The sequence below is a fragment of the Acinetobacter sp. YH01007 genome, from assembly GCF_013420425.1.
GTDB lineage: Bacteria > Pseudomonadota > Gammaproteobacteria > Pseudomonadales > Moraxellaceae > Acinetobacter > Acinetobacter towneri.
The window spans coordinates 1-14,067 of the sequence record NZ_VOYC01000020.1; the positions used below are offsets into that span (position 1 = coordinate 1).

The window sequence follows — 14,067 nt, forward strand, 5'->3', positions numbered from 1 at the left end:
GCTTGGCCAGAAAAATGAGTCGTTCTCGCTGTTCTAAACTAAGTGGTACAGAAACAATTCGAGGCATGTGTGAACATCTGTTAACTAAAAAAACTTTTTCGCATGATTAGTTATTTTTGTCAACTTATCAATAGCACGCTTTTAACAATCAAAAATTGATTATAAGCCATCAGTGAAATAAGTATTGAAAGTTCCTTCTCCCTGAGGAGAAGGCGAGGATGGGGGGATGATGAATATGAATTTATTATTTAGACAGCTACTTTGAGGTTTATTTTTAATAAACTACTGTTTTATATTGTGAATATTGGCTTGAATCCAAATATTGCCACGAATGTATTGTCCAATTTCAAAGTTTTGGTGCGCAGGATTTTTAGTTGCAAGACGAATTAAAATCGCAGGCTGATTTTCATCATGAATTAGAGTGACATCATAAACAGTATAGGCTTGATTCATGAATTCAAAACTGGTTTTACCAACAACATTGCCCTGAAACCAAGCTTCATCTTCCTGACCGATATTTTCGCCATATAAATATGCGACCATTTTAGAAAAATCCACCGTTACAGGTGCTTTGTCATCTTCGGACTTAGGTTGCCATGCGTCAATTTGTTCTTGCAGATTGGCAGGTGCAACACCATCATTGGCTGCTAAAATATCATTCAGCGCACGATGGTGTTTAATTGACGCAGGATCATCGACCACCAATTGTTCGCCTTCAGCAACAGCTTCAAGTTCATACGCCCATGCGTTTAAATGCACCCAGTAGGTTTGATCTTTTTGGTATTGTTGATGGTTGACGCTGTATAAACTGTCAAAAGCATAGACAATACTGTTGTTGCCTAAATTGAGTCGAAGCACCGCTTGAGTGTTAGATTTGCAGCTAATGATACGTTCAATTTTAGCTTCAACTTTGTAAGGACTTTCAAAGCAAGGGAAAGCCGTTTTTACAGCTTGTGGTTTGTTATTTTCAACCGCAATCACTTGTGTCAATTGAATTGCCTCTTTGCTTGGGCCTTGAATCAGCCATGTGCTTTGATCCATTTCTGCTTCTTGGCGGCATAAACCCATTGGCATAATTGGTGCATCTAGAGCCAGTCCTAACCATTTTGGAACTTCGGTGCAGGGTTCATCCGTGAGTAAATTCCAATGTTCAACATGGCTGCCGAAGTTCTGATCTTCAATGCGGATGATTTCTGGTCTATTTTGATTGTTCATAAGCACTTTGAGATGTTGGGTTCTTTTGTTTACTCTTAGATCGAGTGTTATTTCGATTTTTCAAGTCTTTGGCTGAAATTTCATGTAATGCCACTGCATTTGTACAGATTGTGGACAGCGATGCAGCAGAAACAAAATCACATCCATCTACACTTTAGCATGCAATTCTGAGCATTTTAAACATACTGCAATGTAATGAGTTTGATACACTAGTCGCATATTATTATCAGGGTTGCACAGTGCTGCCATTTAAACTTTGGGTTGATGCAGATGCATTACCTAAAATTCTAAGAGAAGTCATTTTACGTGCTTCAGATCGTTACCAACTTGAAGTCACTTTTGTTGCCAATCAATCGGTCGGGATTACGCCTTCGGTACGGATTAACTCTATTCAAGTGATGCATGGTGCCGATGCCGCCGATCAGGAAATTGTAGATCGCATGAAGGAACACGACATTGTGATCACGCAGGATATTCCACTAGCGGCACAAGTGATTGAAAAGGGCGGAATAGCGATTCATCCACGTGGTGAAATTTATACTGTTGCCAATGTGAAAGCGCGTCTGCATTTGCGTGATTTTATGGATACTTTGCGTGGTGCAGGCGTACAAACAGGTGGGCCAGCACCTATTTCAGAACGTGATAAACGTGAGTTTTCAAGTAGTCTAGATCAAACTATCCAAAAGCAAAAACGTAAAACTGCTTAATACGAGTCACGCATGCCTTCTAAAACCAATATTATGATGACCTATGCCTTATTGGTTTTCATTTGGGCAACAACGCCTTTGGCAATTGTCTGGAGTGTGTCAGATTTACACATGCTTTGGGCTTTGGTGCTACGTTTTTTCATTGCTTTGCCCTTAGCTATTATTTTATTGCTGCTGTTAAAAGTGAAATTTCCACATCATCTACAAGCGTGGCATAGTTATTTGGCAGGTTCGTTTAGTCTGATCGGTTCACAAATTTTCACCTACATTGCCACCGCTTATTTAAGCTCAGGCATTATCGCCCTGATGTTTGGTCTGACCCCCATCATAGCAGGTTTGATTGGTCGTTTTGTGTTTCAGTTGCATTTGGCACGTATTCAATGGATCGGAATGACAGTGTCCATTTTAGGGCTTGGCATCATCTGCTTTGGCGGCGAAACACAGCATGTGCATCCTCTGGGTATTGTTTTAATGCTGTTTAGTGTATTGACCTACACCATGTCTATTTTCTGGGTGAAAAAAGTTAATGCGCAAGTTGAACCTGTAGCACAGGCAACTGGCTCGATTTTGGTATCAACCATTGCGGCTTTATGTATTGTGCCGTTTATTTGGCAATATGTACCGACTAGTTTGCCGAGTCTTAAATCTATCGCAGCTTTACTTTATACCGTGATCATGGCTTCTTTGATTGCAATGTTCTGTTATTTTAAATTGGTGCAGAATATTCAGGCGACCACCTTATCTTTAACCACCGTCATGACGCCAATGATTGCTTTGTTGATTGGTGCTTTACTCAATCAAGAAGCTTTATCGGTCATGGTATTTGTGGGCGCTTTGGTTTTATTGTCAGGCTTAGTGCTGTATTTTTATCGTGATCTTAAAGCAAGTCGGGCATTGGCTCAGAAAATCAAAACACCATCCTAACGATATGCAAAGATGGCGTTATCCACGTGATTTTATATACGCGAACATGCAGAAATGATTTATTTTATTTCTTAGATTATGCTTGTTTTAAAGCAACGGCTTCTGCAAGTTTGACGCGATCTTGAGGGTGTAGAGTAATAAAATACGCCCCAGTACGATATTGTCCATTTTCTTCTTCACGGCTGTAAACCACTTGCGCGGTTGCGGCTATATGGAAAAAGTTTTCAGGATGGCTGAGCGTGACATGAATATAACTGCCCGTGTTTAATTCACGTTCACTATAAAAACTGAAACCACTTTCTGAAAAATTGACCTGTTCAGGGATAGGTAACATGCTTTGTACAATTGCATCGTATAAAGACCCTGTAATAAGGTTTAATTTTTGGTTGAATAAGGATAAGATTCGAGCAATTTGTTGATCTTTTTCAGTTAATTGTTCTAATTCGTAGTTTAATGCATGATCAAATTGATCTAATTCTGCGAGTAGTAGAAAATAACGCGGTAAAACAAAATTAGCATCGTAAGGGTCGTTCAGCGCAACATCGTCAGAAATGATCTGGTAATTGATTCTCAGGGCAGCATCAATTCGTGACATGACACGACGTTCAGACGCGACGCTTTGATGCTGTAAATTTTCCATAATGTATTACCTCGGACTTGATGGTATGTTTAAACCAATCTCGCTATATATAGGGTTGAGATATACGCGCGCTCGGCGCAGTAACCACTTTATTTCTTTTATTGCCTTAGTTTCGATGATCGGTCTAACTTTGGGTGTTGCCGTCCTCATTACCGTACTTTCGGTGATGAATGGTTTTGATCGCGAATTAAAAAATCGTGTCTTGGGCATGATACCTCAAGCCACTGTTTCATCAACACAAATTTTAACAAATTGGCCAGAACTTGCAACGAAAGTTGAGCAACATAAGCATGTTGTTGGTGCTGCACCATTCACGCAATTGCAAGGCATGTTGACCGCACAAGGGCAAGTGTCGGGCATTATGGTCACGGGAATTGAACCCGAATACGAAAAGAAAGTATCCATCATTCAAAACCACATGGTTGCAGGCAGTATCGACAATCTGAAAAAGGGTGAGTTCGGTATTGTTTTGGGCAAACAAATGACTGATGCCTTGGGTTTGGGTTTAAACGACAGCATCACCTTGGTTTTACCTGAAGCAACGCCATCCCCTGCAGGGGTTGTACCGCGTTTTAAACGCTTCAAAGTGGTTGGTATTTTTAGTATTGGTGCAGAAGTCGATTCGATGATGGGATATATCGCCCTGAATGATGCTTCGACTTTGCTGCGTTTACCCGATGGTGCGCAAGGTGTACGTTTAAAACTGGATGATATTTTTGCTGCACCACAAGTATCTCGAGATATTGTGCAAGAGCTACCTGCCAACTTTTACGCTTCGGACTGGACTTATACTCACGGTAACTTGTTTAGCGCCATTCAAATGGAAAAGGCGATGGTGAGCCTATTGTTATTCCTAATTGTTTTGGTGGCTGCATTTAATATCGTGTCTTCTTTGGTGATGGTTGTGACCGATAAAAAATCGGATATTGCGATTTTAAGAACTTTGGGTGCATCACCAAGCACGATTACCAAAATTTTTATGGTGCAAGGTACGGTCATTGGGGTTATTGGTACGGTTTCAGGTGCAATCTTGGGGATTATTTTCGCGTCTAGTATCAGTGGTTTTATTGCATGGTTGAATAATGTATTAGGGCTAAATTTATTTGATGCTTACTTTATCAACTACTTACCTTCATATTTAAGATGGCAAGATGTGGTGGTGATTGTGAGCTTGTCGTTAATTTTAAGTTTCTTGGCGACGATTTACCCTGCATTACGTGCCGCGAAAATTCAACCAGCAGAGGCATTGCGTTATGAGTAAGATTGTTCTGGAAGCCAAACAAGTTTCTAAACACTTTACCGATGGCAAAACCACTGTTGAAGTGATTCGTGGTCTAGATTTACAAGTTCAGCAGGGGCAATTTATGTCTATTGTTGGGGCGAGTGGTTCGGGTAAAAGTACCTTATTGCATGTTTTAGGTGGCTTAGACCGACCAAGTACAGGCGAAGTATTTTTAAATGGTCAGCGTTTTGACAATTTAGGCGAAGCTGAGCGCGGTTATTTGCGTAATCAATACCTCGGTTTTGTTTATCAATTTCATCACTTGCTGCCTGAGTTTAGTGCGCTTGAAAATGTGGCGATGCCGTTAATGTTACGCGCAGGCACGAACTATAAAGAGGTGAAGGCACAGGCAGAGTATCTGCTTGAGCGTGTCGGTTTGTCGCATCGTTTAACCCACAAACCTGGTGAGCTTTCTGGAGGGGAACGTCAGCGTGTTGCATTGGCACGTGCGTTGGTGGCGAAACCCGCACTCATGCTTGCCGATGAGCCTACTGGAAACTTAGACCGCAAAACTGCAGTTAAAATTTTTGAATTGCTGCGTGAATTACGCAGTGAATTTAACATGGCGATGCTAATTGTGACCCATGATGAAGAACTGGCAAAATCTGCCGATACCATTCTGCACATGCAAGATGGTGTTTGGGTAGATGCTTAGGGGCATAGCTCGTAAAGCCGCTCAAAAGCGATTGCGTTTAAAATAGCAATTGCTGGAATAAGATTGTTTTGTTGAAGCCCACTTCGGTGGGCTTTATGATGCATGCCAATAAAAATAATAAGTTTAATATTCATGCTGCAATTGATTGGTCTGGCTTGGGTGATTGGGATCGCCTGTGTCGGAATACGTTCTTCTTCTTTTCCAATACATTCATTGACTTCCATGCCTAGTGCAATGGTTTTACTGATTTTATGCAGTATCGTTGTGCAATACTTGTTGCAAGCTCGCTTATCTTCAATCTATTGGAAATGTTTGAATGTAGGAGTGGCAGGTGTTTTGAGTCTTGTTTTCGGTTTGATCTATGCGGATACGCAGATGCAGCAGCGTTTGCAATGGCGTGAACTACAACCTGAATTTGCTGAAGTCGTGGTTTATGTCAGACAGTTAAATCAGCTAAATGACAACAGCATTTCACAAAGGGTTGAGGTGTTAAACCGACATCCTCAAACAGTGACATGGTTAGCAACTTTAGCACAAACTCAGGTAGATCAAGAGCAAAATTTAGAACTTGGACACTATTACAAATTAAGTGGAAAAATTCGCCCTGCGCATAGTTATGCCACAGCAGGTGCATTTGATGTAGAGCGGTGGTATTTACAGCAAAATATTATGAGTGGTTTTCGGGTTGAGCAGATTCAGCCTATCTCGGCTGAACAAATTTATGCCATGGGGTTTACACAACATTGGCGTGCCCAACAGACGCTATGGGCAAAATTTCGATTATGGATTGAACAGCAGCGTTATCAAATTCGACTGTTTATTCAGCAGCAACCTTTGCATCATCAAGGTTTAATTCTTGCATTACTCACAGGAGATAAAAGCCTATTAGATGCAGAAACTGAAGCACAGTTTCAGCGTTTTGGAATTAGCCACTTATTGGCTATTTCAGGGCCACATGTGCTGATTTTTGCAGGCATGCTATGTTGGGCATTACGTCAGCTGATTAGGTATTACCGTCCGCATTGGTATTTGTGGATGCCTAAACAATACTTGCTCATGTTGCCATTTTTAAGTTGTGTATTGCTGTACACCGCCTTTGTCGGTTTTGAAATTCCTGCATTAAGAACCTTGCTGATGTGCAGTCTAGTGACAGTAATGTTAGTGCTGAAGCAGAAGCTTCAAGGCTTTGCCTTGCTGATTTATAGTGCTGCCTTATTATTATGGTTTGATCCTTTAAGTGTACTGTCTGCTGCTTTTTGGCTGTCTTACGGGGCCTGTTTTATTCTACTGCGTATTTATCAGAGCTTGAGTGCGCAACCACGTATAGAGCTGAATCGTTGGCAGCAACTGAAACATGCCAGCAAAATTCTAATCGAGTCGCAATGGAAAATTTTTATTGCCTTATTTCCTTTAGTGATTGTGTTTTTTAAACAAGTGGCGTGGATTGCACCGCTTATTAATATCATCGCAATTCCATTGATTGGTATGCTGATCGTGCCTTTAGATGTTTTGGCAGGAATTTGCTTTTTTATTTTTGAACCCTTGGCGTCAATACTGTTTCAATTGAATGATCTAGCTATGGCTTTGTTGCGCTTGATTTTTAGGGGGATGGAAACCGTTTTTGTACCACGGTTACATACTTTGTCGATGTCTGCAGCGGTGTATGTCTGTCTATGTTTAGGCTTATTTCTGCTATTTTTACCACAATCGGTATTGCCTAAAACTTGGGCAATCTTATGTTTTGTTCCACTGATTATAGTCGATAGCCAACGACAACCATTTGAATTAACAGTACTCGATGTGGGGCAGGGACAAGCTTTATTTTTACGTTCAGGTCATTACAACATGATGATTGATGTGGGCGGTTCTTATGATGAAAGTAAGTTTAGTATTGGACAGCAAATTTTACGTCCATTTTTAGCGGTGCATGGTATTAAACAACTGGACTTGGTGGTTTTAAGTCATTTAGACCAAGACCATAGTGGTGCATTTCCTCATTTGCAAAATGAAGTCAATATTCAACATGTCTTTGCCAATCAGACCGTAGATGTGGCAGTAAATAGCAAGTTTAATTTGTGTCAGCAAGGGCAACAGTGGTCTTTACCACATCAGGTACAGATACAAGTTTTATCTCCTAAACCGAGTCAATTACCCTATGCCGCACAGCAACAAAATGAGTTGTCATGTGTGTTGTATATTTCAGTGCCATCCGCACAGCCATATCAGCATTTTTTAGTGATGGGCGATGCAGGTTGGGCAACTGAATATCAATTGTTGCAGGAATATCCTGATTTAAAAGTAGATGTGTTAATTTTGGGTCATCATGGGAGTAAGCACAGTTCTGCCTATGATTTTTTAGCACATTTTAAACCCAAATTGGCCGTGGCATCTGCAGGTTTTGATAATCGTTATGGACATCCTAGTTCTTTAGTTCAGCAACGCTTGGCTGCGCTCAATATTCCGTTCATGAACACCATACAACAGGGCAGCGTACGTTTTTCTGTAGATGCACAACAGCGTATGCTTATACAGCCGTATCGGCAGCAGAAATTGTGGTTGCAGCGTTAGTTTGGTTCTGTGTCTGGGCACGTACAGCCTGCACATCTGCCAAGGCTTCTTGCACAGGTTTATGATAGACCCCGCGTAAATCTGGATGGGCTTTATAGCGTTTATAACTCCAGTGATAATGTGTAGGATAACGACGGATCAAATCTTCAATTGCACGGTGAATAATAGCTGTCCCTGCATTGGCATCACACTGATAAATGTGCTCATCTATCGCTTCGATATACATATCAAAGCCTTGATCTGCATTTCTTAACGCATATAAGAACAAAGCTTTTGCTTTAGTTTTCTGAATCAATTTGGCGCTTAAATTACTCGATTCCAACGGAATACCAAAAAAAGGAATCATCTCACCACCTATATTTGGGGTATGGTCTGGCAAAATGACAGTGGTTCCGCCTTGTTTGAGTGCTTTAAAAATTTGACGTACCCCAGATTCATCTGTTGGGACTAAATGTGCCTGTTCACGGCTACGTGCTTGGCGCACAAAATCATCTGCCGCAGGGTTTTTGACAGGTTTATACATGATGGTCATTTGCGTATATTGAGCGATCCACGCATTCATAATTTCCCAAGTGCCAAAATGCGGCACAATTAAGACCAAACCCTTTTGTGCAGCCAGTGCATCTTGTAATAGTTCTAAACCATGTACCTGATGGATTCTTTGAATATTTTTTTGATTGCTTGATCCCCAAATATGAAAAAACTCAAAATAAGAGGTCAGTTCGTTACGAATTGCTTGCTGGATAATCTGTTCGCGTTGTTGTGAGTTCAGCTCAGGAAGCGCAATTTGTAGATTGAGTTGAATGGTTTGAGAGGTTTTACTCAAACGCAGTGTATTGACCAAAAAAGCCAAAGATTTTGCAAAAAAACGCGCAACTGTTAAAGGTTGTCGACTGACAAAATCAAGCAGGCGCGATAAAGCCGTTGTCGGTGCAGGTTCGGTCATAACGACAGCATCAATTGATAGAAAGGATAAAGATGTAAAATATTATAGGAGAAAATACAGGCTTTAGACAGTTTTTGCCAATTCCGTGTATATAATGGAGCAAATTTACTATTTTTTGGATTGTTTCATGTCCGATTGGCCACCAAAACCACAAAATGAATCACAACAAATATCTCCACAAGCACAGCAGCCCACAGGCAATGAGTGGAAACTATTAGAAAAAGCTGTTTTAGCTTCAGTTGAAGAACAACGTCGTGCACGTCGTTGGGGGATTTTCTTTAAGTTTTTAACTTTTGCTTATATATTTTTACTGTTGGTGATAATGGGCAAAGGGTGCAGTACCACGACCACGAATCCATCGGCAGCGAGTCCACATATCGCGGTGGTGGATATTGTTGGCACAATTGCATCTGATAAGCAAAGTGTGAACAGCAATGACACCATCAAGTCACTGAAAAAAGCCTATGAAAACAGCAACAGTCAGGCGGTGGTGCTAAATATTAATTCTCCGGGTGGTTCACCTGTGCAGTCAGATGAAATCTGGCAAGAAATTCAATATCTGAAAAAACAGCATCAAGGGAAAAAACTCTATGCCGTGATTGGCGATACTGGCGCTTCAGGTGCGTATTACATTGCTTCCGCTGCAGATGAAATTATTGTCAATCCATCAAGTTTGGTGGGTTCAATTGGCGTGATTATGCCAAATTATGGGCTGAGCGGTTTAATGCAGAAGATGGGTGTGGAAGATCGTACTATGACCTCAGGTGAAAATAAAGCCTTATTGTCGATGACACAACCTGTTGATCCTGAACAGAAAAAACATGTGCAAGCCGTATTAGATAATGTGCATGGCCACTTTATTCAAGCAGTGAAAGATGGACGCGGCGCGAAACTGAAATCACAAGATCCTGCGATTTTCTCAGGTCTGTTCTGGACAGGTGAGCAAGCCGTGACTTTAGGCATTGCCGATAAGATTGGCAGTTTAAATAGCCTGAAGCGTGATTTAAACCTAGATAAAACAGTGAACTATACCATTGAACACAGTCCTTTAGACTCTGTGTTGGGTCGTATGGGTGCAGCAGTGGGAGAGGGCTTTGCCACTTCTTTATCTCAACATATTCAGACTGAGCAAAACGTGAAATTACAATGAAACCACTGATTCATTTTGCGCATGCCAATGGCGTGCCATCGAAGGTTTATCAAAAACTGTTTGATTTACTTAAAGATGATTACGATGTGATTTACGTCCCTTTGTTGGGGCCAGATAAGCGTTATCCGATTGATAATCATTGGCAAAGCTTAACCCAACAAGTGATTGACAGTGTTGTACGTCAAGCTCAGGGACGTAAAGTGATTGCGTTGGGGCATTCTTTAGGTGCAGTGTTGTCGTTTCAAGCCTCTTTACAACGCCCTGAATTATTTGAACAAGTGATCATGCTTGATCCACCTTTAATTATGGGTAAAGCATCGGTGTTTTTACATTTTGCCAAAATGTTTAAGCTTAAAGCAGTAGATCAACTGTCGCCTGCATCTTTGTCTTTGCGCCGTCGTGATCATTGGGAAAGTCGTGAGCAAGCAGCAGACTTATTGCGTCCGAAAGGTTTTTATCAAGATTTTGATGCCGACTGTTTTCAGGCTTATATCGAGCATGCTTTGACTGATGACCATGTACGAGGCGGGGTGCAATTGACCATTCCAAAAATGGACGAGGTCAATATTTTTAGAACCAATCCATCACTGTGGTGGTTACCGCAAGCAAAACTGCAAGTGCCGACAGAATTGGTGATTGCAAAAAAAGGGCCGTTCTTAAAAGCAGGTTTCCCACAAATTACCGCCAAGAAATTCAACATTGCTTATCAGGTGGTTGAAGGTGGACATATGTTCCCTTTAGAAAAACCTGAAGCGACGGTGCAGTTGATTAAAGATTTGATTCAAGCACAGCAGAGTAAAGCTGCTTCTGTTTAATTCAGTCTGAACCAAATACGAACCATAAAAAACGCCTGATCAACAGGCGTTTTTTCGTATATATCAAAAGCTACATACTTAAAGAATATTTAAAAATTGCAAAACTGCACAGGTTGTTGTATCAGTTGTTGGCGATACATCACACCTTGCGCAGTGTGCTGAATGGTTCCGTTACAAATCCATTCAACCACTTGCGGATAAATCAAATGCTCCAACACATGCACACGGTTCGCCAAGCTTTCGGCATCATCGTGGATGTTTACTTGCAACACACCTTGTGCCAGTGCTTGACCTGCATCTAATTCAGCAGTGACATAATGCACGGTACAACCATGTAAAGTATCGCCTGTATTGAGTACACGTTGATGGGTGTGCATGCCTTTATAATGCGGCAAGAGTGAAGGATGAATGTTGAGCATTTTACCTTCCCAAGCATGCACAAATTTGGCACTTAAAATACGCATAAAGCCCGCAAGCACCACCAAATCAACATCCCAATCAAGTAATTGTTGATGCATGACATCATCAAATAATTCACGACTCGGATATTGTTTGTGCTCAATCACTGCAGTTTGAATCCCTGCTTGTTGAGCGCGTTGTAAAGCATAAGCATCAGGCTTATTGGAAATAACCCCAACAATTTGCCCTGAAAGATTGACATCTATCAGGGCTTGTAAGTTACTTCCGCTGCCTGAAACGAGGACAGCTATTTTGATCATCTGAGTCAAATCACGCAAAAATTACGCGAATTTTTTCATCTGCGCCTTCAACGGATTCGGCGTTGTCTTGAATATGACCCATCACCCAAGCTTTTTCGCCAAGGCTGTTGAGAAGTTCAACTGTTTTGTCTGCATCGTTGGCATCTACAACAACAACCATACCTACACCACAGTTAAAGGTGCGATACATTTCAAACTGTTCTACACCGCCTTCACGTTGTAACAATTTGAACAGTTCTGGCCATTCCCAAGATGATTCGTCAATCACTGCTTGCGCACCATTTGGCAATACACGTGGTAAGTTACCTGGTAAACCGCCACCCGTAATGTGCGCCATAGCATGCACATCAACTTGTTTGCACAGTTCAAGCATTGATTTGACATAAATGCGTGTTGGTTCCATGGCAACGTCAGCCAGTGGACGACCATCAACCAGTTGAGTTAAATCAACATTTTTTACGTCTAAAATTTTACGAAGTAAAGAGTAACCGTTTGAGTGTGCACCTGAAGAAGCGACACCAATCAGAACGTCACCAGCTTTTACTTTAGAGCCATCAATAATTTTGCTTTGCTCAACCACGCCCACACAGAAGCCTGCAAGATCGTAATCTTCACCTTCATACATGCCTGGCATTTCAGCAGTTTCACCACCTACAAGCGCACAGCCTGCAAGCTCACAGCCTTTACCAATTCCTGTAACAACATTGGCTGCAACGTCTACATTTAAGTGACCTGTTGCATAGTAGTCTAAGAAGAATAAAGGTTCAGCACCGCACACCAGTAAGTCATTTACACACATTGCCACCAAATCTTGACCAATTGTGTCATGGCGGTTTAGGTTCAACGCTAAACGTAATTTAGTTCCTACACCATCTGTGCCAGATACGAGCACAGGTTCTTCATAACCTTTCGGAATTTTACAAAGTGCGCCAAAGCCGCCTAATCCACCCATCACTTCAGGACGAGTCGTGCGCTTAGCGACAGATTTGATACGATCGACTAACGCGTCGCCCGCTTCAATATCGACACCAGCATCTTTATAGCTTAAACCAGTGGTTGGGTTAGAAGTTGAGTTGCTCATAATGAAGTCTCCGCATTCGCGGGGCGATTATACCTGAATATACGAAACTCTTATGTTATTTATGCGCTAAAATGCTATCTTTATTCAAATATTTTAACTTCTATAACGAATAAACTGAAAAAAGGCGAATTTCTATGGTCGATCGTACCTTGCGTCGCATTTTTATCCTGTCTGGGATAGTTCTGCTCCTTTGGGTGCTGTACTTATTAAAACCGGTTGTCATTCCTTTTGTTGTTGCATTTTTCATGGCTTATTTATTTAGCCCATTGGTTGAACAATTTTGCAAAGTCGGTTTGCCACGTTGGCTATCTATCAGTTTGGTTTTTATTGGGATTGGCATCGCGCTGACTTTGGCAGTTTGGTACATCATTCCTTTGGTTTGGAAGCAGTTGATGATTGCGCGTGACAGTATTCCTGTCGGTATTAACTGGATCAATTCGACCTTCTTGCCGTGGGTGTCTTCGACTTTTCATATTGAAGAAATGGAAATTGATACCTCGCACATGAGCAGCATCGTCATGGATTATGTGCAAACCAATTATAGTGCCGATAGTATTCAGGCCATGTTATTGAGTGTTGCACAGTCTGGTCTGAATTTTATTCAAATTGGTGGTACCGTAGTGCTGATTCCAATTATTGCTTTCTATTTTCTACTCGACTGGCAGCGTATGCTCGACAGCCTGCGTCGCTTAATTCCGCGTCCTTATGAGCAAAGCACTTTAGCTGTGGTGCAAGAATGTCACAGTGTATTAGGTGCTTTCGTTAAAGGTCAGTTTTTGGTGATGATCTTGTTGGGCGTCGTTTATGCGACTGGATTGCAACTGATTGGTTTAGAAGTCGGTTTGATTATTGGGATGGTTGCGGGACTTGCTAGTATTATTCCGTATTTAGGTTTCGCTGTAGGGATTGTTGCAGCCATTATTGCCACTTTCCTACAATTTGGCATTGACTGGATGCAATTGGTTTTAGTCCTTGTGGTCTTTATGATTGGACAGGCGGTGGAAGGCTATATTCTACAACCGTTTTTATTGGGTGATAAAATCGGGCTTTCGCCAGTCGCGGTGGTGTTTGCTGTTTTAGCAGGTGCACAACTGGCTGGATTCATGGGTATGTTGATTGCTTTACCAGTAGCAGCAGTGATTGTGGTTTTACTGCGTCATTTACGTGATTTTTACGAAAAAAGTTATTTGTATGGGCAACCTGTGGTGGTGTCGGAAGATGGTGCATCGGGTGATATCAGCATTGATACAGCACAAGTTCATATTGATATTGAGCTTGATCCTCAGTCAGCAAATTCACTGCAACAGACTGAAAAATCAAGTAAGATAAAGCCCTCAGATCAGCAAAACTCCTAGGTGATTACAA

General features: G+C 41.5%; 14 protein-coding genes and 1 pseudogene. 8 read left to right on the forward strand and 7 right to left on the reverse strand.

Going from position 1 to position 14,067, the window contains the following annotated elements; genetic code table 11:
- Together FTT74_RS14010 and FTT74_RS11015 are read right to left on the reverse strand one after the other, a co-directional pair.
- Positions 1-67, reverse strand: a pseudogene (locus tag FTT74_RS14010) (helix-turn-helix domain-containing protein); the annotation flags it as partial.
- Between the two features lie 215 nt (positions 68-282).
- Positions 283-1,215, reverse strand: a complete 933-nt coding sequence (locus FTT74_RS11015; protein ID WP_019837949.1) for a hypothetical protein — start codon at positions 1,213-1,215, stop codon at positions 283-285.
- A 239-nt stretch (positions 1,216-1,454) separates the two neighbouring features.
- Here FTT74_RS11015 and FTT74_RS11020 point away from each other — a divergent pair, with 239 nt between their 5' ends.
- Positions 1,455-1,922 (forward strand): YaiI/YqxD family protein, encoded by a 468-nt coding sequence (locus FTT74_RS11020; protein ID WP_004971836.1) that lies wholly within the window; start codon positions 1,455-1,457, stop codon positions 1,920-1,922.
- 12 nt (positions 1,923-1,934) lie between these two features.
- Positions 1,935-2,846 (forward strand): DMT family transporter, encoded by a 912-nt coding sequence (locus tag FTT74_RS11025; RefSeq protein ID WP_104853213.1) that lies wholly within the window; start codon positions 1,935-1,937, stop codon positions 2,844-2,846.
- Positions 2,847-2,922: 76 nt separating this feature from the next.
- Here the strand turns inward: FTT74_RS11025 and FTT74_RS11030 are convergent, their stop codons facing one another.
- Positions 2,923-3,486 carry a PilZ domain-containing protein gene (locus FTT74_RS11030; RefSeq protein WP_004971830.1) on the reverse strand — a complete coding sequence of 188 codons (564 nt, stop codon included), beginning with the start codon at positions 3,484-3,486 and terminating at the stop codon, positions 2,923-2,925.
- Between the two features lie 25 nt (positions 3,487-3,511).
- On the opposite strand from FTT74_RS11030, the gene FTT74_RS11035 reads away from it, so the two are divergent.
- Complete coding sequence (locus tag FTT74_RS11035; protein WP_104853304.1) at positions 3,512-4,747, forward strand: lipoprotein-releasing ABC transporter permease subunit; 1,236 nt, start codon at positions 3,512-3,514, stop codon at positions 4,745-4,747.
- Positions 4,740-5,423, forward strand: coding sequence for a lipoprotein-releasing ABC transporter ATP-binding protein LolD (lolD, locus tag FTT74_RS11040; RefSeq protein WP_104853214.1), 684 nt, complete (start codon positions 4,740-4,742; stop codon positions 5,421-5,423). The genes FTT74_RS11035 and lolD overlap by 8 nt, the downstream gene beginning before the upstream one ends.
- Here the strand turns inward: lolD and FTT74_RS11045 are convergent.
- Positions 5,420-5,647: a hypothetical protein gene (locus FTT74_RS11045; RefSeq protein ID WP_154648271.1), complete on the reverse strand. Its 228-nt coding sequence runs from the start codon at positions 5,645-5,647 to the stop codon at positions 5,420-5,422. The genes lolD and FTT74_RS11045 overlap by 4 nt on opposite strands.
- Between FTT74_RS11045 and FTT74_RS11050 the strand changes: the two genes are divergently transcribed.
- Positions 5,556-7,991, forward strand: coding sequence for a DNA internalization-related competence protein ComEC/Rec2 (locus FTT74_RS11050; RefSeq protein ID WP_104853215.1), 2,436 nt, complete (start codon positions 5,556-5,558; stop codon positions 7,989-7,991). The genes FTT74_RS11045 and FTT74_RS11050 overlap by 92 nt on opposite strands.
- On the opposite strand, the gene FTT74_RS11055 is transcribed toward FTT74_RS11050, so the two are convergent.
- The gene (locus tag FTT74_RS11055) at positions 7,948-8,937 is read right to left on the reverse strand and encodes a lysophospholipid acyltransferase family protein (protein ID WP_178865707.1); all 990 of its coding nucleotides are present in this window, start codon (positions 8,935-8,937) and stop codon (positions 7,948-7,950) included. The genes FTT74_RS11050 and FTT74_RS11055 overlap by 44 nt on opposite strands.
- A gap of 127 nt (positions 8,938-9,064) precedes the next feature.
- On the opposite strand from FTT74_RS11055, the gene sppA reads away from it, so the two are divergent.
- The gene (gene sppA, locus FTT74_RS11060) at positions 9,065-10,087 is read left to right on the forward strand and encodes a signal peptide peptidase SppA (protein WP_179989048.1); all 1,023 of its coding nucleotides are present in this window, start codon (positions 9,065-9,067) and stop codon (positions 10,085-10,087) included.
- Complete coding sequence (locus tag FTT74_RS11065; RefSeq protein ID WP_004971819.1) at positions 10,084-10,902, forward strand: alpha/beta fold hydrolase; 819 nt, start codon at positions 10,084-10,086, stop codon at positions 10,900-10,902. Before sppA ends, FTT74_RS11065 begins: the two co-directional genes overlap by 4 nt.
- An 89-nt stretch (positions 10,903-10,991) precedes the next feature.
- On the opposite strand, the gene purN is transcribed toward FTT74_RS11065, so the two are convergent.
- On the reverse strand, positions 10,992-11,621 hold the full coding sequence (purN, locus tag FTT74_RS11070; protein ID WP_179989047.1) for a phosphoribosylglycinamide formyltransferase: 630 nt from the start codon (positions 11,619-11,621) through the stop codon (positions 10,992-10,994).
- Positions 11,622-11,631: 10 nt separating this feature from the next.
- Positions 11,632-12,702 (reverse strand): phosphoribosylformylglycinamidine cyclo-ligase, encoded by a 1,071-nt coding sequence (gene purM / locus FTT74_RS11075; protein WP_104853216.1) that lies wholly within the window; start codon positions 12,700-12,702, stop codon positions 11,632-11,634.
- A gap of 134 nt (positions 12,703-12,836) precedes the next feature.
- On the opposite strand from purM, the gene cxpE reads away from it, so the two are divergent.
- Positions 12,837-14,057, forward strand: a complete 1,221-nt coding sequence (cxpE, locus tag FTT74_RS11080) for a chloramphenicol efflux transporter CxpE (protein ID WP_167845886.1) — start codon at positions 12,837-12,839, stop codon at positions 14,055-14,057.
- Positions 14,058-14,067 lie beyond the last annotated feature (10 nt).

Coding starts and splice junctions, on each gene's coding strand:
- purN (WP_179989047.1), bottom strand. CDS start 11,621: ATGATCAAAATAGCTGTCCTCGTTTCAGGCAGCGGAAGTAACTTACAA.
- lolD (WP_104853214.1), top strand. CDS start 4,740: ATGAGTAAGATTGTTCTGGAAGCCAAACAAGTTTCTAAACACTTTACC.
- FTT74_RS11065 (WP_004971819.1), top strand. CDS start 10,084: ATGAAACCACTGATTCATTTTGCGCATGCCAATGGCGTGCCATCGAAG.
- FTT74_RS11015 (WP_019837949.1), bottom strand. CDS start 1,215: ATGAACAATCAAAATAGACCAGAAATCATCCGCATTGAAGATCAGAAC.
- FTT74_RS11050 (WP_104853215.1), top strand. CDS start 5,556: ATGCTGCAATTGATTGGTCTGGCTTGGGTGATTGGGATCGCCTGTGTC.
- sppA (WP_179989048.1), top strand. CDS start 9,065: ATGTCCGATTGGCCACCAAAACCACAAAATGAATCACAACAAATATCT.
- FTT74_RS11030 (WP_004971830.1), bottom strand. CDS start 3,486: ATGGAAAATTTACAGCATCAAAGCGTCGCGTCTGAACGTCGTGTCATG.
- FTT74_RS11055 (WP_178865707.1), bottom strand. CDS start 8,937: ATGACCGAACCTGCACCGACAACGGCTTTATCGCGCCTGCTTGATTTT.
- cxpE (WP_167845886.1), top strand. CDS start 12,837: ATGGTCGATCGTACCTTGCGTCGCATTTTTATCCTGTCTGGGATAGTT.
- FTT74_RS11035 (WP_104853304.1), top strand. CDS start 3,512: ATGTTTAAACCAATCTCGCTATATATAGGGTTGAGATATACGCGCGCT.
- FTT74_RS11025 (WP_104853213.1), top strand. CDS start 1,935: ATGCCTTCTAAAACCAATATTATGATGACCTATGCCTTATTGGTTTTC.
- purM (WP_104853216.1), bottom strand. CDS start 12,702: ATGAGCAACTCAACTTCTAACCCAACCACTGGTTTAAGCTATAAAGAT.
- FTT74_RS11045 (WP_154648271.1), bottom strand. CDS start 5,647: ATGGAAGTCAATGAATGTATTGGAAAAGAAGAAGAACGTATTCCGACA.